This is a genomic window from Siccibacter colletis, assembly GCF_000696575.1.
GTDB classification, from domain to species: domain Bacteria; phylum Pseudomonadota; class Gammaproteobacteria; order Enterobacterales; family Enterobacteriaceae; genus Siccibacter; species Siccibacter colletis.
Genome location: NZ_JMSQ01000006.1, coordinates 518,093 through 540,818, shown reverse-complemented (window position 1 = coordinate 540,818; position 22,726 = coordinate 518,093). Strand labels below are relative to the sequence as shown.

General features: G+C 55.3%; 22 protein-coding genes, 2 tRNA genes and 4 pseudogenes. 11 read left to right on the top strand and 17 right to left on the bottom strand.

The genetic code is table 11. The features are described 5' to 3' along the window. Positions 1-2: 2 nt before the first annotated feature. The 5 genes from fliO (at position 3) to rcsA (ending at position 3,297) form a co-directional block, all read left to right on the top strand. Complete coding sequence (fliO, locus tag ET34_RS0108165) at positions 3-386, top strand: flagellar biosynthetic protein FliO (RefSeq protein ID WP_031521055.1); 384 nt, start codon at positions 3-5, stop codon at positions 384-386. Beyond that, a complete protein-coding gene (fliP, locus tag ET34_RS0108160; RefSeq protein WP_031521053.1) occupies positions 386-1,123 on the top strand; it encodes a flagellar type III secretion system pore protein FliP in 738 nt (245 codons plus the stop codon). Before fliO ends, fliP begins: the two co-directional genes overlap by 1 nt. An 11-nt stretch (positions 1,124-1,134) precedes the next feature. Further along, positions 1,135-1,404 carry a flagellar biosynthesis protein FliQ gene (fliQ, locus tag ET34_RS0108155; protein WP_031521051.1) on the top strand — a complete coding sequence of 90 codons (270 nt, stop codon included), beginning with the start codon at positions 1,135-1,137 and terminating at the stop codon, positions 1,402-1,404. Between the two features lie 10 nt (positions 1,405-1,414). Beyond that, a complete protein-coding gene (gene fliR / locus ET34_RS0108150; RefSeq protein ID WP_031521050.1) occupies positions 1,415-2,212 on the top strand; it encodes a flagellar biosynthetic protein FliR in 798 nt (265 codons plus the stop codon). A gap of 461 nt (positions 2,213-2,673) precedes the next feature. Next, positions 2,674-3,297 carry a transcriptional regulator RcsA gene (gene rcsA, locus ET34_RS0108145; protein ID WP_031521048.1) on the top strand — a complete coding sequence of 208 codons (624 nt, stop codon included), beginning with the start codon at positions 2,674-2,676 and terminating at the stop codon, positions 3,295-3,297. Positions 3,298-3,459: 162 nt separating this feature from the next. Here rcsA and dsrB read toward each other — a convergent pair whose 3' ends face one another. Beyond that, entirely contained in the window at positions 3,460-3,645 is a 186-nt protein-coding gene (dsrB, locus tag ET34_RS0108140; protein WP_031521046.1) for a protein DsrB, read from the bottom strand. Between the two features lie 126 nt (positions 3,646-3,771). Here dsrB and yodD point away from each other — a divergent pair, with 126 nt between their 5' ends. Continuing rightward, positions 3,772-3,996 carry a YodD family peroxide/acid resistance protein gene (yodD, locus tag ET34_RS0108135; RefSeq protein WP_031521045.1) on the top strand — a complete coding sequence of 75 codons (225 nt, stop codon included), beginning with the start codon at positions 3,772-3,774 and terminating at the stop codon, positions 3,994-3,996. 342 nt (positions 3,997-4,338) lie between these two features. After that, the gene (locus ET34_RS0108130) at positions 4,339-5,154 is read left to right on the top strand and encodes a mannosyl-3-phosphoglycerate phosphatase-related protein (RefSeq protein ID WP_031521043.1); all 816 of its coding nucleotides are present in this window, start codon (positions 4,339-4,341) and stop codon (positions 5,152-5,154) included. A 130-nt stretch (positions 5,155-5,284) separates the two neighbouring features. On the opposite strand, the pseudogene dgcQ reads toward ET34_RS0108130, so the two are convergent. The 3 genes and pseudogenes from dgcQ to ET34_RS0108115 all read right to left on the bottom strand — a co-directional run. Then, a pseudogene (dgcQ, locus tag ET34_RS20905) lies at positions 5,285-6,814 on the bottom strand (cellulose biosynthesis regulator diguanylate cyclase DgcQ); the annotation flags it as partial. Positions 6,815-7,143: 329 nt separating this feature from the next. Continuing rightward, a complete protein-coding gene (locus ET34_RS0108120) occupies positions 7,144-7,323 on the bottom strand; it encodes a YodC family protein (protein ID WP_031521041.1) in 180 nt (59 codons plus the stop codon). 86 nt (positions 7,324-7,409) lie between these two features. Continuing rightward, a complete protein-coding gene (locus tag ET34_RS0108115; RefSeq protein ID WP_031521039.1) occupies positions 7,410-8,330 on the bottom strand; it encodes a DUF808 domain-containing protein in 921 nt (306 codons plus the stop codon). 173 nt (positions 8,331-8,503) lie between these two features. Here ET34_RS0108115 and yedA point away from each other — a divergent pair, with 173 nt between their 5' ends. Then, on the top strand, positions 8,504-9,433 hold the full coding sequence (gene yedA / locus ET34_RS0108110) for a drug/metabolite exporter YedA (RefSeq protein WP_031521038.1): 930 nt from the start codon (positions 8,504-8,506) through the stop codon (positions 9,431-9,433). Here the strand turns inward: yedA and ET34_RS0108105 are convergent. From ET34_RS0108105 to ET34_RS0108090, 4 genes are all read right to left on the bottom strand, one after another. Then, positions 9,423-9,893 carry a very short patch repair endonuclease gene (locus tag ET34_RS0108105; protein ID WP_031521036.1) on the bottom strand — a complete coding sequence of 157 codons (471 nt, stop codon included), beginning with the start codon at positions 9,891-9,893 and terminating at the stop codon, positions 9,423-9,425. The genes yedA and ET34_RS0108105 overlap by 11 nt on opposite strands. Then, positions 9,859-11,307: a DNA cytosine methyltransferase gene (locus ET34_RS0108100; RefSeq protein ID WP_031521035.1), complete on the bottom strand. Its 1,449-nt coding sequence runs from the start codon at positions 11,305-11,307 to the stop codon at positions 9,859-9,861. Before ET34_RS0108100 ends, ET34_RS0108105 begins: the two co-directional genes overlap by 35 nt. A gap of 69 nt (positions 11,308-11,376) precedes the next feature. Beyond that, positions 11,377-12,063: a phosphohydrolase gene (locus tag ET34_RS0108095; RefSeq protein ID WP_031521033.1), complete on the bottom strand. Its 687-nt coding sequence runs from the start codon at positions 12,061-12,063 to the stop codon at positions 11,377-11,379. A 207-nt stretch (positions 12,064-12,270) separates the two neighbouring features. Further along, positions 12,271-12,360, bottom strand: a tRNA-Ser gene (locus ET34_RS0108090). Between the two features lie 94 nt (positions 12,361-12,454). On the opposite strand from ET34_RS0108090, the gene mtfA reads away from it, so the two are divergent. From mtfA to ET34_RS21670, 3 genes and pseudogenes are all read left to right on the top strand, one after another. Continuing rightward, complete coding sequence (mtfA, locus tag ET34_RS0108085) at positions 12,455-13,252, top strand: DgsA anti-repressor MtfA (protein WP_031521032.1); 798 nt, start codon at positions 12,455-12,457, stop codon at positions 13,250-13,252. 100 nt (positions 13,253-13,352) lie between these two features. Continuing rightward, positions 13,353-13,428: transfer RNA gene (locus tag ET34_RS0108080), tRNA-Asn, on the top strand. A gap of 164 nt (positions 13,429-13,592) precedes the next feature. After that, positions 13,593-14,246 (top strand): annotated as a pseudogene (locus ET34_RS21670) (tyrosine-type recombinase/integrase); the annotation flags it as partial. On the opposite strand, the pseudogene ET34_RS0108070 reads toward ET34_RS21670, so the two are convergent. The 9 genes and pseudogenes from ET34_RS0108070 to cbl all read right to left on the bottom strand — a co-directional run. Beyond that, positions 14,241-15,899, bottom strand: a pseudogene (locus tag ET34_RS0108070) (AAA family ATPase); the annotation flags it as partial. The pseudogenes ET34_RS21670 and ET34_RS0108070 sit on opposite strands and share 6 nt — an antisense overlap. 119 nt (positions 15,900-16,018) lie before the next feature. Further along, complete coding sequence (locus ET34_RS0108065) at positions 16,019-16,330, bottom strand: hypothetical protein (RefSeq protein WP_031521027.1); 312 nt, start codon at positions 16,328-16,330, stop codon at positions 16,019-16,021. Positions 16,331-16,390: 60 nt separating this feature from the next. Next, a complete protein-coding gene (tssD, locus tag ET34_RS0108060; protein ID WP_031521025.1) occupies positions 16,391-16,882 on the bottom strand; it encodes a type VI secretion system tube protein TssD in 492 nt (163 codons plus the stop codon). 2 nt (positions 16,883-16,884) lie between these two features. Further along, positions 16,885-18,564, bottom strand: coding sequence for an OmpA family protein (locus ET34_RS0108055; RefSeq protein WP_031521023.1), 1,680 nt, complete (start codon positions 18,562-18,564; stop codon positions 16,885-16,887). After that, on the bottom strand, positions 18,564-19,253 hold the full coding sequence (tssL, locus tag ET34_RS0108050) for a type VI secretion system protein TssL, short form (RefSeq protein WP_031521022.1): 690 nt from the start codon (positions 19,251-19,253) through the stop codon (positions 18,564-18,566). Before tssL ends, ET34_RS0108055 begins: the two co-directional genes overlap by 1 nt. Next, positions 19,250-19,543, bottom strand: coding sequence for a type VI secretion system baseplate subunit TssK (gene tssK, locus ET34_RS22925; RefSeq protein WP_236633830.1), 294 nt, complete (start codon positions 19,541-19,543; stop codon positions 19,250-19,252). Before tssK ends, tssL begins: the two co-directional genes overlap by 4 nt. A 42-nt stretch (positions 19,544-19,585) precedes the next feature. Beyond that, positions 19,586-20,422 (bottom strand): annotated as a pseudogene (gene tssC / locus ET34_RS0108045) (type VI secretion system contractile sheath large subunit); the annotation flags it as partial. Between the two features lie 36 nt (positions 20,423-20,458). Further along, positions 20,459-20,950 carry a type VI secretion system contractile sheath small subunit gene (gene tssB / locus ET34_RS0108040; RefSeq protein ID WP_031521018.1) on the bottom strand — a complete coding sequence of 164 codons (492 nt, stop codon included), beginning with the start codon at positions 20,948-20,950 and terminating at the stop codon, positions 20,459-20,461. 674 nt (positions 20,951-21,624) lie between these two features. Further along, a complete protein-coding gene (gene cbl, locus ET34_RS0108035; RefSeq protein WP_031521016.1) occupies positions 21,625-22,572 on the bottom strand; it encodes an HTH-type transcriptional regulator Cbl in 948 nt (315 codons plus the stop codon). Positions 22,573-22,726: the final 154 nt, after the last annotated feature.

Here is a 22,726-nt window from a genome sequence, read left to right as displayed (position 1 = left end):
TGATGAAAACCCAGGCCACTGTGACACAGCCGGAGACCAGCGCGTCATCCGGCTCGCCGCTGATGCAGGTCAGCGGCGCCCTGCTCGTCATTATTCTGTTTATTCTGCTCGCGGCCTGGGTCGCCAAACGCGCCGGCTTTACCCCGAAAAAAGGCAACAGCCGCGATCTGAAAATCAGCGCCAGCATCAGCGTCGGCACCCGTGAGCGGGTGGTGATTGTTGATGTGCAGGATGCGCGCCTGGTGCTCGGCGTCACGCCGACGCAGATCACCACACTGCATACCCTTCCTCCTGCCCCGGAAGAAGCGCCGTCCACGTCCGCGCCTGCCGGGCCGGAATTCCAGGCATTACTGAAAAATCTGCTTAAGCGTAACGGGAGATCCTGATGCGTCGCTTGTTGTCTCTCTCGTTGCTCGCGCTGCTGGGCATTGCCCCTGCGGCGTTCGCCCAGCTTCCGGGGCTGATTAGCCAGCCGCTGGCCAACGGCGGTCAGAGCTGGTCGCTGCCGGTGCAGACGCTGGTGTTTATCACCTCGCTGACCTTTATCCCGGCGATTCTGCTGATGATGACCAGCTTTACGCGCATCATTATCGTGTTCGGCCTGCTGCGTAACGCCCTCGGTACGCCGTCGGCACCGCCAAACCAGGTAATGCTTGGCCTGGCGCTGTTTCTGACCTTTTTCATCATGGCTCCGGTGTTCGACAAGATCTATACCGATGCCTATCAGCCGTTTGCTGAAGATAAAATTTCCATGGACGTGGCGCTTGAGCGCGGCGCCCAGCCCCTGCGCGAATTTATGATGCGCCAGACCCGTGAAGCCGACCTGGCGCTGTTTGCCCGCCTGGCGAATGCCGGCCCGATGGCTGGCCCGGAAGCGGTGCCGATGCGCATTCTGCTGCCGGCTTACGTCACCAGCGAACTGAAAACCGCATTCCAGATTGGCTTCACCGTTTTTATTCCGTTCCTGATCATCGACCTGGTTATCGCCAGCGTGCTGATGGCGCTGGGTATGATGATGGTGCCACCGGCAACCATTGCCCTGCCCTTCAAGCTTATGCTGTTTGTACTGGTTGACGGCTGGCAGCTGCTGGTCGGGTCACTGGCACAAAGTTTCTACAGTTAACGAGGTGCGCAATGACGCCTGAATCGGTGATGATGATGGGAACAGAAGCGATGAAAGTCGCGCTGTTTGTTGCGGCCCCGCTGCTGCTGGTGGCGCTGGTCACCGGCCTTATCATCAGTATTTTGCAGGCGGCGACGCAGATTAACGAAATGACGCTGTCGTTCATTCCGAAAATCCTCGCCGTGGTCTGTGCCATTATCGTTGCCGGCCCGTGGATGCTGAACCTGCTGCTCGACTACGTGCGCACGCTGTTTACCCGCCTGCCTTACATCATCGGATAATTCCCCGCGCATGTTTCAGGTTACCAGCGATCAATGGCTCCACTGGCTGAGCCTCTACTTCTGGCCGCTGCTGCGCGTGCTGGCGCTGATCTCCACCGCGCCCATCCTGAGTGAGCGCATGATCCCCAAGCGCGTAAAAATCGGGCTGGGGATCATGATTACCATCATCATTGCCCCGACCCTGCCGGTTACCGGCGTTACCATCTTCTCGCCTCAGGGCTTCTGGCTGGCGCTACAGCAGATCCTTATCGGCATAGCGCTGGGGTTCACCATGCAGTTTGCTTTTGCTGCGGTAAGGATGGCGGGCGAGCTGATTGGTTTGCAGATGGGGCTGTCGTTCGCCACCTTTGTGGACCCGGCATCGAAACTCAACATGCCGGTGCTGGCGCGCTTTATGGATATGCTGGCGATGCTGCTGTTCCTGACCTTCAACGGTCATCTGTGGCTGATTTCCCTGCTGGTGGACACGTTCCATACCCTGCCCATCGGCGGCGAGCCGATGAACAGCAACGCGTTTCTGGCGCTGACCCGCGCCGGCGGTATGATTTTTATCAACGGGTTGATGCTGGCGCTACCGCTCATCACCCTGCTGCTGACGCTGAACCTGGCGCTTGGCATGCTCAACCGTATGGCACCGCAGCTGTCGGTATTCGTGATCGGTTTCCCGGTTACGCTCACCGTTGGCATTATGGTGATGGCGGCGATGATGCCGTTAATTGCCCCTTTCTGCGAACATCTTTTCAGTGAAATCTTCGATTTACTGGCCGATCTGGTAAGCGAAATTCCCACTACCCCAATCCCACAATAATATTATTGTCATCATGAGGATAATCCTAAAATTTTTATTAAGGACATCCTTCCAGGATATACGTGGCGCGGATTAATAGTTTTAAGCCGTTTCACATAACTAAACATTTACTTTACTTTGAGAACATTCCTGGCAAATTATACGTAACTTTACGGGATAGTGAGTTCGCCTGATTGTCTTCGCCCTGTTTTTTTGCATTCTTCGCTGCAGTTGAAGAGTGTGTAGTCGTCTGCTCAAGAAACAGCTTATGTATCTCAGGACCAGGGTTATTTGTTATCGATGCGTTTCGCTTACCCGATAATTAATGCGCTGGTTACAGCATATATTCTGTGCAGACGCCAGGATATATTTTTGGAGTCCCGTATTGTGCCGTTCAGGACGAATGCCAGACTTACTCAGGTGAGCGCTCAGGGTAGATATCGTTGTGCTTTAACGGATAACGCGTTTAGTGAGGGTTTGCTATGTCAACGATTATTATGGATTTATGCAGCTATACCAGACTCGGACTTACCGGCTATTTAGCCAGTCGGGGGGTTAAGAAGCGGCAAATTTGTGACGTAGAAAGTGTGGACGGCCTGGCCGGGGAGTGCCAGAGACGACAACCCCATGTGGTGTTCATTAATGAAGACTGTTTTATCCACTGCCCGGACAGCAGCGAGCAGATTAAGCAGGTCATTACTCAACATCCCGACACGCTATTTATTGTCTTTATGGCAATTGCCAATATTCATTTTGATGAGTATTTATTAGTACGTAAAAACCTGTTAATTAGCTCGAAATCGATCAAACCAGAATCGCTGGATAATATATTAGGCGATTATCTGGCCAAAGATATGCAGTGTACCGGAAACATTAATCTCCCTACACTCTCTTTAAGCCGCACTGAATCAAGCATGCTGAAAATGTGGATGTCGGGTCAGGATACGATTCAGATCTCCGATCAGATGAATATTAAGGCCAAAACGGTATCGTCACATAAAGGAAATATTAAAAGGAAAATTAAAACGCATAATAAGCAAGTCATATATCACGTGGTGCGTCTTACGGATAACGTGACAAATGGTATTTTCGTAAATATGCGATAATTTCACTCTTTACCCTACACGCCAAATAAATATAACGGGTTGCGGCCCGAATTCAGACATTATCACCGGCTTTAAGCAATGATGTCGCCTGCATGCGGTGATAAGTAAATGTGATTTGCCGGTGCGAGCTACTCGCCCCCGCTGACGCGGGGGGCAAATACATCAGGCCTTTTCAACAAAGATGCCGTCCGGGTGATCCTTTTCATTAAAGAACCAGATGCCCAGCGGGTAGTCTTCGAGTGACACTAAATACATCGTCCCCTCGCTGAACTCCTCAATCGCCAGCACCACGCCAGGCCTGCGCGGCCCGCCGTCCGTTTTCACCGTGACGCGATCGTTAACATTCATTCCCCTCTCCTCTTACTGGTTTTGTGCCAGTGTAGAACAAAAGCGCCGCGCTGGCACCGCCCCGATGACCGTTTGCCTGCCCGTAAACGTCTATACTTACAGGTGGGTTTGCCGGAGGGAGTGCTGATGAAAACTGTCAAAGATCATCCCGATAGCAGCGTGGACGTTGATGCGCTGCTCGCTGCTATCAACGAGATAAGCGAAAGTGAAGTGCGCCGGGTTGAAAACAGCGACGATCCCCTGCGCGTCAGCGTGGACGGGCGTGAATATCATACCTGTCGCGAACTGGCTGAGGCGTTTGAGCTGGATATTCGGGATTTCAGCGTCGGTGAAATCACCTGCCGGAAATGAGTCTGGTCAGCGCCCTGCCGGAAGACAGGCAAAAAAAACCCGGCCGGGGAGGCCGGGAATGAAACTTGCTTTTGCAAGAAGCACTTGAAAATTCGTTACACCAGGAAATCTGATGTGGGACCAACATATCCGCATTTTTTTTCAATAACAAGGATATATTCTATTGGTAAATAACAATTTCTTACTTATATCTTTTAGCTATGGGTCTGCATCCCTTGTGCCCTGCGGCCTGAACGGTAACGTTCCCAAAAATGAGCCATCAACAATAATAAAGAATTGGGATTTATCCTAATCTCGGGCGTTTTCGCCCCGCCGTTTTCATCTGCTTAAGGAGAGCACGTTATGCCAGCGTTAAATGAGTCATTAGTCATTTTCTCCGATCTCGACGGCACGCTGCTGGATCACAACACCCATGAGTGGGATGCCGCCCGGGCGTGGCTGACGCGCCTGACTAGCAAGCAAATTCCCCTGGTGCTGTGCAGCAGTAAAACCGCGGCAGAGATTATTGCCCTGCAGAAGGAGCTTGGCCTGCAGGGGCAGCCGTTTATCGCCGAGAACGGAGCTGTGATCGCGCTGGATGAGAGCTGGAACGATCACCCGGACTACCCGCGCCTGCTGGCCGGCGCGCGGCATGAAGAAATCCGCCTGTTACTGGGCCGCCTGCGCGACACCCACGGCTACAAGTTCACCGGCATCAGCGACGTGGACGAAGATACGCTGGCCGAGTGGAGTGGTCTGCCGCCGAAGCGCGTATCGCTGGCGATGCTGCAGGAGGCTTCGGAAACCCTCATATGGCGCGACAGCGATGACAGGCTGGCAGCCTTTACCACCGAGCTGGAACAGAACGGGCTGATGTTGATTGAAGGCGGCCGCTTCTGGCACGTGCTCGATCAGCAGGGCGGTAAAGGCCAGGCAGTAGCCTGGCTAATGAAGCAGTACCGGGCGCAGCGCGGGAGTAGCCTGACCACACTGGGTCTGGGCGATGCCCCTGGCGATGCCCCACTGCTGGATGCGGTTGACTACGCCGTGATCGTGAAGGGCTACAGCCGCAATCCGGTGATTCTGAAGCAGGATAACCCTGAACGCGTGTACCGCACGGAACAGCATGGCCCGGCCGGGTGGAGCGAAGGGCTGGACCATTTTCTTGCTGACGCCTGACCCTCAGCGGGCGCAGACCTGATTGCGCCCGCGCTGTTTCGCCTGATAGAGGCGCGCATCGGCGCTGGCCTGCAACTTGCTCGAAGTTATAGTTATTTGCCTCAGCCGAGCAGCTCACCCCGAACGAGGCGCTGAACCGCAGTGACCCGTGACGTTTTACCAGAATCTCTCTGGCATTTAGCCGGGCGCGAATGCGCTCTGCGATGTTTGCGGCTTCATCCAGCGAAGTATCCGGCAGCAGCATGCAAAACTCCTCCCCGCCGACGCGTCCGGCGATGTCCCCGTCACGCAGCAGCGTAGCCAGCATGGTAGCGGCATGGCTCAGCACTTTATCCCCTGCCTGGTGACCGTAGCGATCGTTAATGCTTTTGAAGTGGTCGAGGTCAAACTGGATCACCGAGTACGGCTTGTGCTGCTGTTCACACTCGCGCGCCAGCATCCAGGCGCGTTCGAAGAAGGCACCGCGGTTGTAGAGCCGGGTAAGCGGATCGTGCCACGCCTGCCAGGTGAGCGTACTCTGCAGCCGGGTCATGTTGTTCACCATACGGCGGATCACCAGCCATGACACCAGCAGCATGGCGGTAAACAGCGTCCAGAACAAAATCAGCGCCACGGTGATATTCCCGAACTCGCCCTGCATTCCCTGTTCCACGGTATGCACCTTGACCAGCACGCCATCAAAATTGCTCAGTTTTACCCAGCTGATATAGCGGGTATCCAAACGCAGTCCGCCCTCACCCGCCAGCTCAATAGCATGGGCAAGCTGCGCCTGCTGGACAGGATCGAATAACCGCTCCGCCGGGGGCGCATCCTGCGCCGCAGCAACAATCTGCAGCCGGCTGTCAAACAGGTAAATATCGCCCTGTTCATCTTCATCAATCACGCGTTGCAAATAGCGGTCGAGGGTCTGCAGCGGAAAATCCATCGCCAGTACGCCATACCAGTAGTGCTGATAGTCGAGGGCGACGCTGGCGGTTACGGTGCGGGTGTGTCGCGCCGGATCGTAGAGATGAAACCAGCTGATGCCCCGGGCACGATGGTGCTCCCCGGCGTGTTCGTTAAACCAGGGGCGGGTGACCTGATGATAGTAACGGGGAAGCAGCGACGGCGTGCCGCGGGTAATGTCACTGGCAATAAAGAAGCCAGCGCGTGAGGTGTACCAGGTGCTCTGCTGCATATCCCGGCCTTCGCCCCCAGCCGAAAGGTGCATCAGATAGCCAAACTCAAGGGCTGCGCTCAGCTCTCCGGGCAGCCGGGACTCATCGCGGTTCAGCAACGGGCTCTGCCTGACGAAATCGTCCGAGACGCCGTTGATCGGCATGCTGCGCGTATTATTCTGCAGCAGCTGCCAGCTGCTTTCCCGACGCTGCTGAGCGAAATCACGCAGCATCTGGCGCGCCACATCGGTATCCAGCGGCTCTTCCAGCGCAAAACGCATGGCGTTACGGTAAAACAGCAGCTTATCAACGCTGTACTGCAGATGGCGGTCGAAACCGGTCGCGACATTATCCAGACTGTTGCGCTGGGAGGCGACGTAAGCCTGCTCAAGCACTACCAGCTCGCGCCAGGTCAGCAGGACCGAACAGATAAACACCACCAGAAAACAGATATTCACCACCCGAATCGGGCGTTGTCCCCAGAACTCACGCCGGGCGATCATCGCTGCACGCATAAAAACTCCCTGAACAGGCTCAGTAACGTCCCTGTAACCGTCGGCGGCAGGTGACGACATCCCTTGTATCCGGTCGTAGAGCGCGGCCAGACCGAGCACCGTTAGACATTAGTATGGGTAAACTGTAGACGCAGCGCCGGGCCATTACCACTGATTACACTGAGAGGCAAAGCACCGCTGGCGTGCGTAACGCCGGCTGAGGATACGATGCATCAGCCGAAACGGCGTGAGGCAGATCAAGGTATTGCGCGACATGCGCGGGGAATAGCGAGCGTTGATGAAATTCCCCTCGCCGGACGCGAGGGGAATGGGGTGTGTCAGGCAGTCTGCGGCTCTGCGTTACGCTGGGCCACCAGCTCATCTTCACGAAAGGCTTCGCGCTGGACGCCGTAACCATCATACCAGCGGCACTCTACCATGCCGCTTGAGTAGCCGGTCACCACCATACGCGGACCACCATTTTTACGCTTTACTTCATCGCTGACCACAAAGCTCATCATTGCCTCCGGTATCATCGGTGAAAACCTCTTCAGGATAGTCAAAAGGCGCGATTTTTGCCTGGGCGCAGCGGCTAACAATTAGATTAATCCTGGTGCGCCGGTTTGCCGCGCATACGGCTGATCAGCTTCACTCCCAGCAGCACGATGCCGCCGATAATAAACCCGAGCACCAGGTTCAGCAGCGTTGGCAACACCAGCGCGGCAAACCCGCCCAGAGAGTGGGAGAAATGCTCGATGGCATGATGGAGCGGCGCGATGCCGTGCACTACGATACCGCCGCCCACGAGGAACATAGCTATGGTACCGAGCACCGACAGGGCTTTCATCAGCCACGGGGCCGTCACCAGCAAGCCTTTACCCACGGCCTTTGCCAGCGCCGAGGCGCGTTCTGACAGCCAGTAGCCGATATCGTCGAGCTTCACGATAAGCCCCACCAGTCCGTACACCCCTATGGTGACCAGGATGGCGATACCCGACAGCACCAGCACCTGGTTGAGTAGCGGCGCGTCGGCGACGATACCCAGGGTGATGGCCACGATCTCTGCCGAAAGAATAAAGTCGGTGCGGATGGCGCCTTTGATCTTATCGCGCTCCATCACCTTCGGGTCCTGCTTCGCCAGCTCGTCGAGACGCTGCTGACGCTGTTCCGGCGTCTCTTTGTGCTTACGGGCGTGCAGGCTGTGCATCACCTTCTCGACACCTTCGTAGCAGAGGAACGCGCCGCCCACCATCAGCAGCGGCGTAATAGCCCAGGGCGCAAACGCGCTGATTATCAATGCCAGCGGAACGAGGATCAGCTTATTTAAAAACGAGCCTACTGCTACGCGCCATACCACGGGCAGCTCGCGATTGGCGCGCACGCCGCTGACCTGCTGCGCGTTCAGGGAGAGGTCATCCCCCAGTACTCCGGCGGTTTTTTTTGCCGCCAGCTTCCCCATCATTGAAATATCGTCCAGCAGCGTGGCGATATCATCCAGCAAGGTTAATAAGCTACTTCCAGCCACAGTTTCTTCCTTTGTTTTGGTGACAGAGATCATAGTATGGAGTAAAAGCGCGCTTCGTGAAATGTAAACGCTTTGTCAACAATTGTTTAACGTCGTCCTTAAAGTAATTTGCTCGCCGCCAGATAGTTTTGATGATTACTATAAGGGCTCTTTGTTTCTGGTCGTGAGGGAGTATGCGTTTCGCAAAAGTATTGCCGCTCGTTGGATCGCTCTTTGCGCTCTACATTATCTGGGGTTCCACCTATTTCGTTATCCGCATCGGCGTCGAAAGCTGGCCGCCGTTTATGATGGCCGGGGTGCGTTTCCTCTCTGCCGGTGCGGTGCTGCTGGCCTTCCTGCTGCTCACCGGCCACAAACTGCCGCCGCTGCGCCCGCTGCTCAATGCCGCGCTGATTGGCGTGCTGCTGCTGGCGGTGGGTAACGGGTTCGTCACCGTGGCGGAACATCAGCACGTGCCGTCGGGCATTGCAGCGGTGATCGTCGCGACCGTCCCGCTGTTCACCCTGTGCTTCAGCTACTTCTTCGGCATCAAAACGCGCAGAATCGAGTGGCTGGGGATCGCCATCGGTCTCTGCGGCATCGTGCTGCTCAACAGCGGCGGCAACCTGAGCGGTAATCCCTGGGGCGCGCTGCTGATCATGGTGGGGTCGGTGAGCTGGGCGTTCGGCTCGGTCTACGGCTCACGCATCACCCTGCCGCAGGGCATGATGGCGGGGGCCATCGAAATGCTGACAGCCGGTATTGTGCTGCTTATCGCCTCGATGATTTCCGGCGAAACGCTTACCGCCATGCCGCCGCTCTCCGGTTTTCTCGCGGTGGGTTATCTGGCGGTGTTTGGCTCGATCATTGCCATCAATGCCTACATGTATCTGATCCGCAACGTCAGCCCGGCGATTGCCACCAGTTACGCCTACGTCAACCCGGTGGTAGCGGTGCTGCTCGGTACCGGCTTTGCCGGCGAGGTGCTGTCTCCCGTGGAGTGGCTGGCGCTGGGGGTGATTATCTTTGCGGTGGTGTTGGTAACGGTGGGGAAATATTTCTTTCCGGCGAAACCGGTGATCACATCGTGTGAAGCGGAGAAGCCTGGCGACCTCAGTCGCTGAGGTGAATGCCGCGAATGTCGATATCCGCGCGCACGCCACCGCTGCAGATCCACTCTTCAAGGCGCTCGCTGAGCGCCTCATCACTGAGCTTCGCCCGCCCGCGTAACGCGCACTCCCATACCACCAGCACCCGCCAGCCCTGCTCCAGCAGCAGCGCAATATCCCGCTTATCGCGGGCAACGTTTTTGCCGATTTTATCCAGCCAGAAATCGGTGCGGGTAGCAGGAACCTTAAACAGATAGCAGTCGTGATGATGCCAGAAGCAGCCATGGGTGAAGATCACCGCCTGGTAGTCGTCTACCACGAAGTCCGGGCGACCGGCCAGGGCGGCATCCTGCACCCGGAAGGAAATGCCGAGCGTGGTAAGCAGCCCGGCAAGGCGTTTTTCAATTGCGGTATCGCGCGTGGCGATAGCGCGCATGTTTTTACTGCGCGTCGCTTTGTCGTGTACGTCTGCCATCGGCTTTGTCGCCCCGCGTCATTGCCACCGCCTGCCGGATACGCGCCGACAGTAAGCGCGCCACTGCCGCAAATGCCGGCACCACCACCGAGTTACCAAACTGGCGATAGGCCTGGGTGTCAGACACCGGAATACGGAACTGGCTCTGCCCCGGCGCTTCGAAGCCCATCAGGCGCGCGCACTCGCGCGGCGTCAGGCGACGCGGGCGGCGCTGCTGGTTAGCGGCATCGTGGAAATCCTGCACACCCAGGGCTTTATCCCACCCGCGATCCACCAGAATTTCTGCGCCGTCCTTGTAGTAGCGCGCCGACAGCGTGCGCGCCACGCTGGCAGGGTTATGCGGATCCACCAGCCCATAGCCAAAGCCATTGCCTTTCGCCTGGTGCTTCAGGGCGTAACGATAGAGATAATCCCACAGGGTCGGGCTGAGTATGTATTTGGCATTCACCGTCGGGTCGAGCAGCTCGCCAAACGCCGGACGCTGCGCCGGATAGTGCTGCGGCAGGTCGCGCAGCGTAAAGCCCTGATGCAGATTGAGATCGCGGCGGAAACCCACCAGCACAATGCGCTCGCGATGCTGCGGCAGGAAGTGCCTGCCGTCGATCACTTTCGGATCGTCGCGCCCGCTCTCGGCGGCGTCTGCCACCTCGTAACCCAGCTCATCCAGCGTCTGCATGATGATGCGGAAGGTATTGCCTTTATCATGACTCTTCAGGTTCTTAACGTTTTCCAGCACAAACATGGCCGGGCGATGGGCATCGATGATGCGCACCACGTCAAAGAACAGCGTCCCCTGGGTTTCGCAGGCGAAGCCGTGAGCGCGCCCCAGCGCGTTTTTCTTCGAGACCCCCGCCAGTGAAAAAGGCTGACAGGGAAAGCCCGCCAGCAGCACGTCATGCTGCGGCACCGTGGCGCGAATATGCGCCGCCGCCTCACTGTCGCTCACCTCTTTCCGGTGGCTAAGGGTGACATCGCGGATGTCTTCGTTAAAGTGATGCTGCTTTGGATCGCAGTACCAGTTCGCTTTGTAGGTGCGCACCGCATGCTTATTCCACTCGCTGGTAAAGACGCACTGACCGCCAATGGCTTCAAAGCCGCTGCGGATCCCGCCGATGCCAGCGAACAGATCGATAAAGCGGAACGCATAGTCGGGATGCGATTTCGGTGGACGCGGCACCAGCGGCGCTAATGCGGCCTGCTCTGTGCTACTGAGCGGCAAAGCCTCAGGCGTCAGGAGCGCTTTTTTCAGCCGGGCAATCGTCCAGTTGCGTTCCCCCGCCGCGTTGAGCGTCGCCAGCAGATGCCGGGTATCGTAGATCGCCGCAACCTGCGCCAGCAGACTGCTGTGCTCCCCGTGACCGGCATCGTTCGCCGGCAGCGTCATCTGATCGTTAATCGCCTGTGTATCGTGCATCGCCCTGACCCGAAAAATAAATATTCTACAGCCTAACACAAAACAGAAGGCTGCCCGCACCCTGTGCCATTAATCCCGCAGCCGCGCCGCCACGCGGGTATCGCTGGAGGCATAGTCGCCGTTCAGTTCAGCGCACAGTTTCGCCAGATAATCGATTAGGAAATCGGCATTGCGCTGCGCCAGCTCGCGTCCGCCGGCGGTTTGCATGGTAGCGGGTAGCTTCAGCAGCTTTTGCTGAAAGTGATCGACCGCGTAGCGGCTGTCATCCAGCGAACGTCGCTCCGCCAGCGGGTCCGCACTGTCGAACAGCTCGCGGCCAAGCATGCCGGAGACATAAAACACCCGCGCCAGACCGATTGCCCCCAGTGACTCCAGCCGGTCGGCATCCTGCACGATCTTCGCCTCGATGGTGCGCGGCGCTACGCCAGCACTGAAGCTGTGCGCATGCACAGCGTGCGCCACCGCGTCGTGAAGCGCGGCGGGAAAATCGGGAAAGTCCGCGCTGAGAATAGCGCGGGTGCGCTCGGCAGCCAGCGCAGAGGAGAGGTGGCGTTCAGGATGGTTTTTCGGCAGGCTGACGATGTCATGAAAATAGCAGGCGGCTACCACTACCCTGCCGTCTGCTTGCTGCTGGGCCATAATGCGCTGCGCGCTGCGCCAGACACGTCTGAAATGCGCCAGGTCGTGCGCCGCATCGCTCGACGGCGGCTGCGCGCTGAACCAGGCTTCAAAGCGTTGCTGCCAGTGTTCTGACACGACAGAATTCCTCGCAGGTAGTACCGCACCATGAATAACTCCGCCCACGGTTGCGCCAGGATGAAGCCGAAAAGGCACATCGCGGCCTGTTGCGCAGCGGATGATGCGGTAGAATTAAGAACAGTTTTTGGTCTGAATGCGGGGGCGCGGAAATCGCTCAACGGGATTTTTGTCACTGAAATGTAACGAAATAACTGCTTGAATGAGTGGCGGAGAGAGGGGGATTTGAACCCCCGGTAGGGTTGCCCCTACTCCGGTTTTCGAGACCGGTCCGTTCAGCCGCTCCGGCATCTCTCCGCATCAGTGGGCGACATAATGCCAGGTTCTGTGGCGTATGAACAGACCCGAAATGACCGATTTTGACCAAGTGATGACGTTGCGAGCAAATACGATGATTAAGTGGCCCTGGAAAATTAGCGAATCCTCACCGCACCTCGCGTTGCCCTGGGAGCAGGCGCTTGCCATCCCGGTTCTGGCACCCCTGTCGCCGGAAGAGCAGGAGAAACTGATCCGTCTGGCTACCCGCTTCGTGGAGCAAAAACGCCTGGTTCCGCTGCAAAATTTCGAACTGGACGATCTGAAAACTGCCCGCATCGCCCTGTTGTTCTGCCTGCCGGTGCTGGAGCTGGGTCTGGAGTGGCTCGACGGCTTTCATGAAGTGCTTATCTACCCTGCCCCCTTTGTGGTGGACGATGAATGGGAAGACGACATCGGGCTGGTACACAGCCAGCGCGTGGTGCATTCCGGCCAGAGCTGGCAGCAGGGGCCGATCGTGCTTAACTGGCTCGATATTCAGGACTCCTTTGACGCCTCGGGCTTCAACCTGATTTTCCATGAGGTGGCGCACAAGCTCGACGCCCGCAACGGCGACCGCTCAAGCGGGATCCCGTTTATCCCGATGCGTGAAGTCGCCGCCTGGGAGCACGATCTGCACGCCGCGATGGACAATATTCAGGATGAGATCGACCTCGTGGGCGAAAACGCCGCCAGCATTGATGCCTATGCCGCGACCGATCCGGCCGAGTGCTTTGCTGTGCTGTCGGAGTATTTCTTCAGCGCCCCGGAGCTGTTCGCCCCCCGTTTCCCGGCGCTGTGGCAGCGGTTTTGTCACTTCTATCGCCAGGACCCGCTCAAACGCCTGCGCGACAGCTCGCCGGACGATGAAAACGCCACCGGTCAGCTGCACTAACCCAGCGAACTGTTTCTAAAATAATCAGTCGAATCAAAAACCTGATTCGTTAATTGACACTCACCGTCGGGGCTATTACTATGCGCCCCGTTCACACGATTCCTCTGTAGTTCAGTCGGTAGAACGGCGGACTGTTAATCCGTATGTCACTGGTTCGAGTCCAGTCAGAGGAGCCACATTTTAGTATTGAGATGTCTTAATGAGTCTTAATACGTTTTAAAAACAATCAGTTAGATTGACCCAGTTGTCCTGGTAAGGATTACCGGGTTTTTTGACATATGTAGTTTTTGGGGCTTAATCGGGGGCCTTACGGTTCGTTGAACGAATGGAGCCCCCCGCTATGGCACTCACTGACACCGCTATCCGCAAGCTCAGAACTACTGACAAACCCTTCAAACTCGGCGACAGTGCCGGACTGTACCTGCTGATCAAACCCAACGGCTCAAAACTCTGGTACATGAAGTACCGCATTGACGGGAAAGAGAAGAAGCTGGCCTTTGGCCCCTACCCGGATGTTTCCCTGCTTACGGCACGCCAGCTCCGCGATTCGGCGCGTATTAAAATGCGTGCAGGGGTCGATCCCGCCGTTGACAAAAAAATCGCGCAACAGAATAAGGAAAACGGACAGACATTCCGCCAGATCGCCATGAACTGGCATGCCGATCACCGCCGCTGGTCTGCACATTATGCGACGACCATTCAACGCAGGCTGGAAATGTATGTATTTCCGGATATCGGGGACAGATATATCGATCAAATCGTCACGGAAGATCTGCTGTTTACCCTGCGTAAGGTGGAGAACAAAGGCTTTCTGGAGATCACCGCGCGACTGAAAAACTACGTTACGGAAATCATGCGTTATGCGGTGAAAAAGCAGTTAATCAAATCAAACCCCGCTCTGGATCTGGACGGAGAATTTACGCCGCCGGAAACACAGCATTACCCGGCCCTGCCGCTTGAGAAACTGCCAGAATTATTATCCCGGACGGATAACGGTCGCAACAGTGCGGACATCAACATCCAGATTCAGCAACGGGCTGTTATTCTGTACCTGCGCCAGCTCCTGCTGGAAAGCGGAGACCTCCTTCTGGAGGTTGATGTCTTCACGGCAGGCTTTCAGCGAGTCGGTGAGCTGCTTTTCGGTTTCATATTGTGACTGAAGGGCAGCTTTCTGCTGGTTGAGATCCAGAGTCAGTTGCTCGATCTGAGGCAGACGGCTGGTATCAACAGTGTTACCCAGAGAAATATCTTCCAGCAGCTCCTGTTGCTCCATGGCCAGTGATGTCAGCTGGGCCTGCAACCGGGTAAGCTGTTCTGGCAGTGTGTCCAGGCTCATCCGCACCCGGGCCGCAGCGGTATCCAGTAAGTCCACCGCTTTATCAGGCAACTGGCGGCCTGTCAGGTAGCGACGGGATAGCGTCACCGCTGCCCGGACGGCCTCACCGGTAATATGCACGCCATGATGTTCGGCATAACGGGATTTAAGACCGCGCAGCATCAGGCAGGCCGTGTCATCATCGGGCTCATCAACCTTGACCGTCTGGAAGCGGCGCTCCAGGGCAGCGTCACGTTCGAAGTACTGCTTGTATTCACTCCAGGTCGTGGCCGCTATGGTACGCAGTTCGCCACGCGCCAGCGCCGGTTTCAGCAAGTTGGCCGCATCCGCGCCACCCGCCTGATTGCCGGCCCCAATGATAGTGTGCGCTTCATCAATAAACAGCAACACCGGCACCGGGGATTGCTGAACGGCGTCGATGATGTTTTTCAGACGCTGTTCGAATTCACCCTTTATACCGGCGCCCGCCTGAAGCAAACCCAGATCCAGTGTCCTGACGATGACAGGCTTAAGACTATCGGGCACATTGCCCTCAGCAATACGTAGAGCCAGGCCTTCGACCAGAGCCGTTTTGCCAACGCCGGGTTCACCCACGAGGATTGGGTTGTTCTTCCTGCGTCTGGAGAGAATGTCCACTATCTGCCGGATCTCGTTATCGCGTCCAAAGACCGGGTCAATCTTGCCCTGTTTGGCTTTGGCGGTGACATCAAGCGTGAATTTATCCAGTACATTCTGCAGGGCCGGGTTCAGCTCGCCGTCTTTTATCTCAGCGCTGACCGGACGACCGACAAACTCCACTTCACCACCATGGCTTTGAGCCAGCTCGGCTTCGTGCTGCATATCCGGGCGTTCATCTGACTGCGCATCCAGCAGCGGACGAAGACGTTCAAGCTGGCTCTGCCCAAGGGTCAGCAGCGGCCAAAGACCATCGCAGCGCACCAGTGCAGGCTTATCGACCAGCGCCATCAGCAGATGCACACTGCGAATGTGCTCTTCGTTGTTGAGGGAGGCAATCAGCCAGGCTTCCTGCATCAGCGTCTGAATGCTGTCTGAAAGTTGCGGGCGACTGCGCACCGAGCGGGGAAGTGTATCCAGCCAGCCGAGCAACGCCTGCCACAGCGCATCCATATCCCAGTCGTAGCGGCGTGCCAGCACGGTAAGGTCGCCTTCCCCCTGTTCAAGCAACTTCAGCAGCCAGTGCTCCGGTAAAATTTCCGCATGAGCACGGGTCTGGCAGAGCGAAGCCGCGCTTTCCATCGCACGAGCACAGTAAGGGTTCAGACGTCGCAACAGGATGGCTGGATTTTCCATTTTTTTCCCTCAGTCAGAATTTCCGGGCACGCTACCGCCCGTAGCCGTTAACCAATGCCCATAAGGTTTTATTATCAAAAAGCGGCACAGTGACGCTTAATCAGTGCCGCGAATATCAATCACAGATCGCTCATTGCCCGGGTGCGCTTACAGACCTCAACAGGCCGGGTGACACTGTTATCTAAAATAATGTGCCAGCAGTTGGCTTTATTAGCGGGCTCCAGGGTCATATGCCAGCGGGCATCTCCACCGCCACCGGGCCCCGCTTTACGATGTGGTCCTGCAATGACTTTCAGTGTTCCATTGCGATAAGCGTTATCCAGGAGCGCATCAAGGGCACACGCTTTCTCGATTAATCGCGCCGTATAGTTTTTGCTAAAACGTGGGTCTTTCTGCCAGTTGGTCGCCCACTTAGCGAGTGAAACAGACATGCTATTTCTCCTGTTAAAACATTGCGGCACGTCCATATACCGCAATATTTTTCATCAAATTTAAGCAGTTGCTCGTTCGTTCCAGGAATCGGAATGAATGATGTTGCCGTCTTTGTAGGTCCAGGTGATTTTTTCGTAGCGCAGCTCAATCATTTCCAGATGATTGTGCTTCTCTTTGGATGGGTCCTTGATGTCGTACATCACCGGATTCACCTTCACCACCTTCACGTTTTCCAGTTTGGTGTTGAAGTACTCGGCTTCCTGACCTGCGTCGTTGATTTTGTACCACTTGAATTCAGCAGACTTGAGGGTCTGGCCCGTGGTCACAGCCTTGTAGAGATACGGACTGGAAGAGTCGATTTCTTTGGTAAACAGGAACGGCGTGTGAATACGGGTTCCGGTCAGTTTGCCGGTGTTGTTATCGGTGGGGATGTACAGGTTGTGTTCCTGAGCAATGACCTCAATGCTGCCTTCGCGATCTTTCACATCCACAGAACCTTTGATGTCCGCGCCGCCGTCATCCTTCAGCCACAGATATACTGGTATTGCCATGTTTACTTCTCCATTTCTTGAGTTGAAACGTCACGTTTTTCCTGTGACGCTGGTTTCGTGCCTGGCAGACGACAGGCGTCAGCCTGCGGTACCAGACTGATCTCGACACGCCGGTTACGTGCACGGCCATCAGGCGTATCGTTTGATGCAATCGGTCGGCTGTCACCGTAACCCTGCACGGCAAAGCAACTCTCCGGTACGTCCCCGGTATCGCGCATCCAGTTACGGACAGCCTCCGCTCGTTGCAAAGACAGGGTCTGGTTAAGCCGAACGCTGCCGGTATTGTCTGTGTGGCCGCTGACCACGATGAGCCAGCCTGGTCTGGCTTTGATCCCCACCAGTGCGTTGACGAGTATTTTGGTTGAGCCGTCTTTGAGTGCCGATTTGCCGGAATCAAACAGCGACATGCTGTCGAGCCGTACAATTTTCGGTACCGGTTTTAGTTCAGGGGCGGGTGGAGGTGTCCAGGTATCGATAGCCTGCTGCAAGGCCAGCCACAGGCGTTGCCCCGGGTAATAGCCCAGGCTGTAACGTAAAGGCTCTCCCTGGCGCTGCCATCGCTCAAGCAGGAGCGCATCCTGTTTCAGTGCAGCCAGTGATTCTGCTTTGGGACGATAGTGATTCATCGGAATAGCATTCCAGCGCTGTAAATTGGCACTGACATGACGGATAAGATCACGATTATTGAGCGCGGACATGCCCAACGCCGTCAGAACGCATAGCCATATAAGCACAACCAGCCGGCGGGTACGCTGGCCCCCCTGTAGCGTCGAGGCAAACGGTGCCAGAAGTGGCAGAACAGCATCCGGGAACAGACCTGTATGAAGCGGCTGCGCGGATTCACGGGAAAACAGTAAGCAGGTGCGGGAATAGAGCCAGGCGGACCAGACTGACTGAGTCTCTGGACTGACTGCTCCGAGGCGCATTGCCACGGAAAATGCGTGCTCAGGCGGCATTAACCGGTCAGGCTTCTCCAGCTCATCTGTCAGCGTATTACGGATAAAGGAAAATGCCTGATTGATCGCTGGCAGCGCCACGATATTGTCATCCGCCTGCTGCCAGTCAATGAAAGCCTGAGGTGAATCATTAACCGGACATACAATCGGCTTGTCACCCCGAACGATTATCCACGGTGTTTCAGGCCCGGAAAATTCGACGCTCAACAAAACGGGCAGTGTGAAACCCATCAGGGATTTAATCTGTTTACTCTGCTGGCGGAGCGTTTTCAGCGTGGAGCGCAGAACGGCTTCATCCTGATGATAATCAGGCAGGCAACGGTACATCATCGAGAGCTGTCCGGCCTGGCGAGGAAACTGCATCTGTATGCTGCGGACAACATCGGTTATCCGGCTGACGTCATCGACACGAAGCCACCACCCCTGGGCTGTTTTACGCAGAGAACTCCCCTGAAACAGCGCATCCAGCCTGTCACCGCATACCAGTACAACAGGGCCCTGGGTGTCAGATAGTGGCAGATCAGCAGTTGAAACGGTGGTGTCGGATACTGGCTGCTCCCGGCGGCAGTTTTTAAAAACATACCAGCCTGCCAGCAAGAGAATCAGCAGAGTGGTCAGGCCATTAAAAACGTTGCCTGTCGGGATGAAATACCACAGCAACCACAGCAGCGCGGCTACGGCTACTAAGGTGTGCAGGATTACCGGAATGACGACTGTTCTACGCATTAGCCATGCAGCTCCGGTAGTTGTGTTGACAACAGTGACTGGAGCCAGAGATGACCACCCCACCACATAACTCCGGTAAGAATGACGGCGAGCGCTATCCAGAACCAGACTGAGCGCATCAGACTCCAGCGATGCTTTCCCATCCGGTGAACAACCAGAGACAAGTCTGCAACAGGCGGAGAAACCCGTTCAGAAAGGGCTTTCACTACCTCATCACGCTGCGACTGGCTGACCGCTTGCAGGCTATATAACCCCTGAAACCCCAGCGCTATCACCCGGTGATAACAGGTTAAGACGGCCGGGTTCGGTGTAGGCTGACGCAGCACCTCTGCAATCCGATCCCATAGCGCTTCACCAGCCCGAAGTGAGCCAAAAAAACGGGCCTGAAGCGGAGCTTTACGCCAGGCCACCTGGCCTTCATCAACTTTCGGCGCATCCCCTTCCTCGCTTTTTTCAGGCTTACGGCTCATCACCGTTTCGTCCAGCAAGGCACATTGTGCGTAGGAAATATGCTCCACACTGGCGTCGTCATAACCAGCACGCTCCAGCGCTTCCCGCACACTTTCAACCTGTTCAACGCATTTGCTATAAAGCGCAGGGCCATCAAGCGTGACGGCGCCTTTTTTCAGCATGGTGACGGTGAGCCAGGTCTCCGTCATCAGTTCGTCGATATCGATATCCTGTCTCATGAGCGCAATACCGCAAACAGTTCAAGTTCCAGGGCACCAAGTAACTCAGGCACATAGAACATACACACCCCCTGCTCCTGCATTTCATGCGCAGCGGGGCTTTCCATATCAAGTGCGAAGTACTGGTTTTCCATGCGTACTGGTAACGCTGCCGGGACTCTGCTTACCGGGATCAACGGGATCCCCTTGAGTGCCGCACCATAGATCTCGCTGACTTCATCAGGTGAACCCGCCTGACAGAGTGCAGGGAATTTCTCAGCGATCTGCCAGGCCGGGATATCCGAGCGCACAGAGAGCCAGAGGTCAGCCTCTTGACGCAGACGAATATCGTGGAGGTTGTCGGGGCCATACGGCAGGCGGCCCAGCACGCGCGGCATTACCAGGCCGATATAGCGCGCGTCGTCGGTGTCGCGGAACGATTTCCACTTAATGTATTCGGCGCGATCGAAATAGTTGCCGATATCCTTGATTGCCGCCACGTCTTCCATTGATTCTTTAAGGAAAAATTTCGGACCTGCTGAACCAATAAACGGCATATGGGCGGCGGCAGAGACTTTAGAGATATTGCGCAGCAGGGTGATATCCTGCGGGCCGGCATCAAACTCATACGCCGAAATAATCGCGCCAATCGGCTCGCCGCCGGGGGTGTCATATTCCGCGGTATAGGTGTGCCAGTACAGCCCGCTCTGAATAAGCTCCGGCGCGTCGTCAAAATCCTGACGTAAATCGTCTTTTGACACGTCGAGAATTTCGGTTTTTACGTTTTGACGATAATCGGTGTTATCCACCAGCTGCTTCAGACCGCGCCACAGTGATTCCACTTTCTGGAACTCATCATGATGCATCACCGCGTCTAACTGGCGGCTGATTTGATAATCCAGTTCGGCGATATGGTGATCAATTAAGGTTTTGTCGAGTTTATCGACGTTTTGTCCTGACTGACGGATGCAATTTAAAAAAACCTGCATCGCCGCGGTGAGACGCTCGCTGGTCGAGGCTTCCGCCAGCGCGCTATCATCCAGAAAGTCATTGATATCGCCGAGGCGTGATGCGGGCGTCAGATTAATTTTTTTAAACAGCGACGTATAAACGCTATCACCCGCAGTATTTTCCAGAACCGTCGTATTTCCCTGTGCAGGCGTTGTTTCAGTATTGACAGACATTAGCATTCTCTCGATTAATCCATTAACAGACAGGCCCGGAGATTATTTCGGGGCGAGCGCACTCATTTCATCGCGTAACTCTCGGGACAGCGCCGGATCTTTAAGGATTTTTTCCAGCTCTTTTCTGAAAGTGGCGTTATCAAGCAGATTAGATTTCAGATCGCGTAATAAATTACGCATCGCCAGCATGGCGCGTAGCTGAGGGATCTGACGGGCGACCTGCTCGGGTTCGAAGTCTTTGATATCCCTGAACGCCAGACGGATATTCTCTTCGCTGCCATCATCAGCCAGGGTATTTTTAACAGTAAGATTTACTGACGGGGAAAATTCTGAAAGCACGCTGTTGAAATTATTTTTATTAATATCAACTTTTTTCCTTTCTGATAAAGGCCTCGCTTCCTCGCCGTTACTGAAATCCCCCGTGACCAGCAACTTCAGCGGTAATTCAATTTTCTTCTGCGCCCCGCCGGTATGCAGGTCGAGCCGCAGGTTTATACGTGCCTTAGGCACTTCGTTCTGAAAACTTTCGCTCATAAATCCCTCTGTTACATCGCCATTTAATAATTTTCCGAACTGCACATCTTTACAACCATGATAAAACGGGCATCTGAATAAAATCAAATAAGCGACCTTAAGACTTTCTATGAGAAATCCATTAGTAATATTTACGTTTGGTGGTTATCTCAGGTTTTTCCCCTTGGTTTATTTTGCTAGTGAATGTTCAACTGTCGGCTTAGCTTCAGGAAAAAATAGTGAAATCAGCACATTTTTTGATTATTATTTTTCCACTAAATTATTCTGTCGATGAATATAAGCACGAGCACGTGCTACATAATATACGCAGAAATACTCATTATTCTATTCTGGTGCCTGCAACTTATGTTTAAACTGCTGCTTCTCCTCCTTCATTTATGATAATTAATTTATTTTTTGTATAAAAGCCTGTATCCCAACGCACAGCATACTGTGTGCGAATTTATCGCCAACGGTATTAAAAGCAGAAGTAGTGAAACGCATTAAAATAATGCATAACCGTCATCTGTTTCGGACACAGTAAAATATCTATTTTTACAAAAAGAAAAGTATTCATTTGAAAAATAAACTTTATCATTTATTGATGGAGTTTATTAAACCGCGTCCCCGGTCAAGCAGGCTACGGCTCTGACTGAATCGCTGGCATAAAAAAACCCGCATTGCGCGGGCCGGGGTTAAATCTGATAGTCGATGACCGTCTCGGCTGTGTCCAGCGCCTGACGTTTAATCTCGTCCACCGACAGCGACGGGTTACACAGCTCGATAAAACGCCATACGTAGTTGCGCTGTAGCTGCCCGCGCTTCAGGCCGAGCCATACGGTATTAGCATCAAACAGATGACGGGTATCCAGCCGCAGAAGATGCCCTTCCTCTTCACCGCTCGCCTGATCCGCCACCAGCCCGATGCCCAACCCCAGTTCAACATAGGTGCGGATCACATCGGAATCCTGGGCGCTGAGCACCACGTCAGGCGTCAGCCCTTTGCGCTGAAACGCCTCATCGATACGCGAGCGCCCGGTGATTCCCTGGCGGTAGGTAATCAGCGGCCAGCGGCTGATGTCCTCCAGGGTAAGCGCGCTGACCTGGGCCAGGGCGTGATCCCGCGGCACCAGCAGGCTGTGATACCAGCGGAACCAAGGATAAGCCACTAGCGTCGGGTCGTTGCTCAGCCGCTCGCTGGCGATGCCAATATCCGCCGTGCCGCTTTGCAGCAGCGCTTCGATCTCCTGCGGGGTGCCCTGAATCAGCTCCAGACGGACGTCCGGGAACAGCACGCGAAACTCTTTAATGATCGACGGCAGGCTGTAGCGCGCCTGAGTATGGGTGGTGGCTACCGTTAATATGCCGGAAGCATCGTTGGTAAACAGATCCGCCAGACGACGCACGTTGCTGGCCTCATTCAGGATCCGTTCGGCAATCACCAGCAGGGCTTTACCCGGTTCTGTCATACCTAATAACCGTTTTCCGCGTCGGATAAAGATCTCAATGCCAAGCTCCTCTTCCAGTTCGCGAATGTGACGGCTGACGCCAGACTGAGAGGTATAAAGCATGTTAGCGACTTCGGTCAGGTTGTAGTCCCGCCGCGCCGCCTCGCGAATAATTTTGAGTTGCTGAAAGTTCACATTACCCCCAGGGCATGTCCGACATGGCCCTATTGTTAAAGTGTGGCAAAGGGGTTAACAAATAATAAAAACCTGCATTTTATTACTTTATGGAATAACGCAATGGAAAAGCTGCGGGAAAAAACGGTATTGCCGGAGATGGGTAACGAGGGTG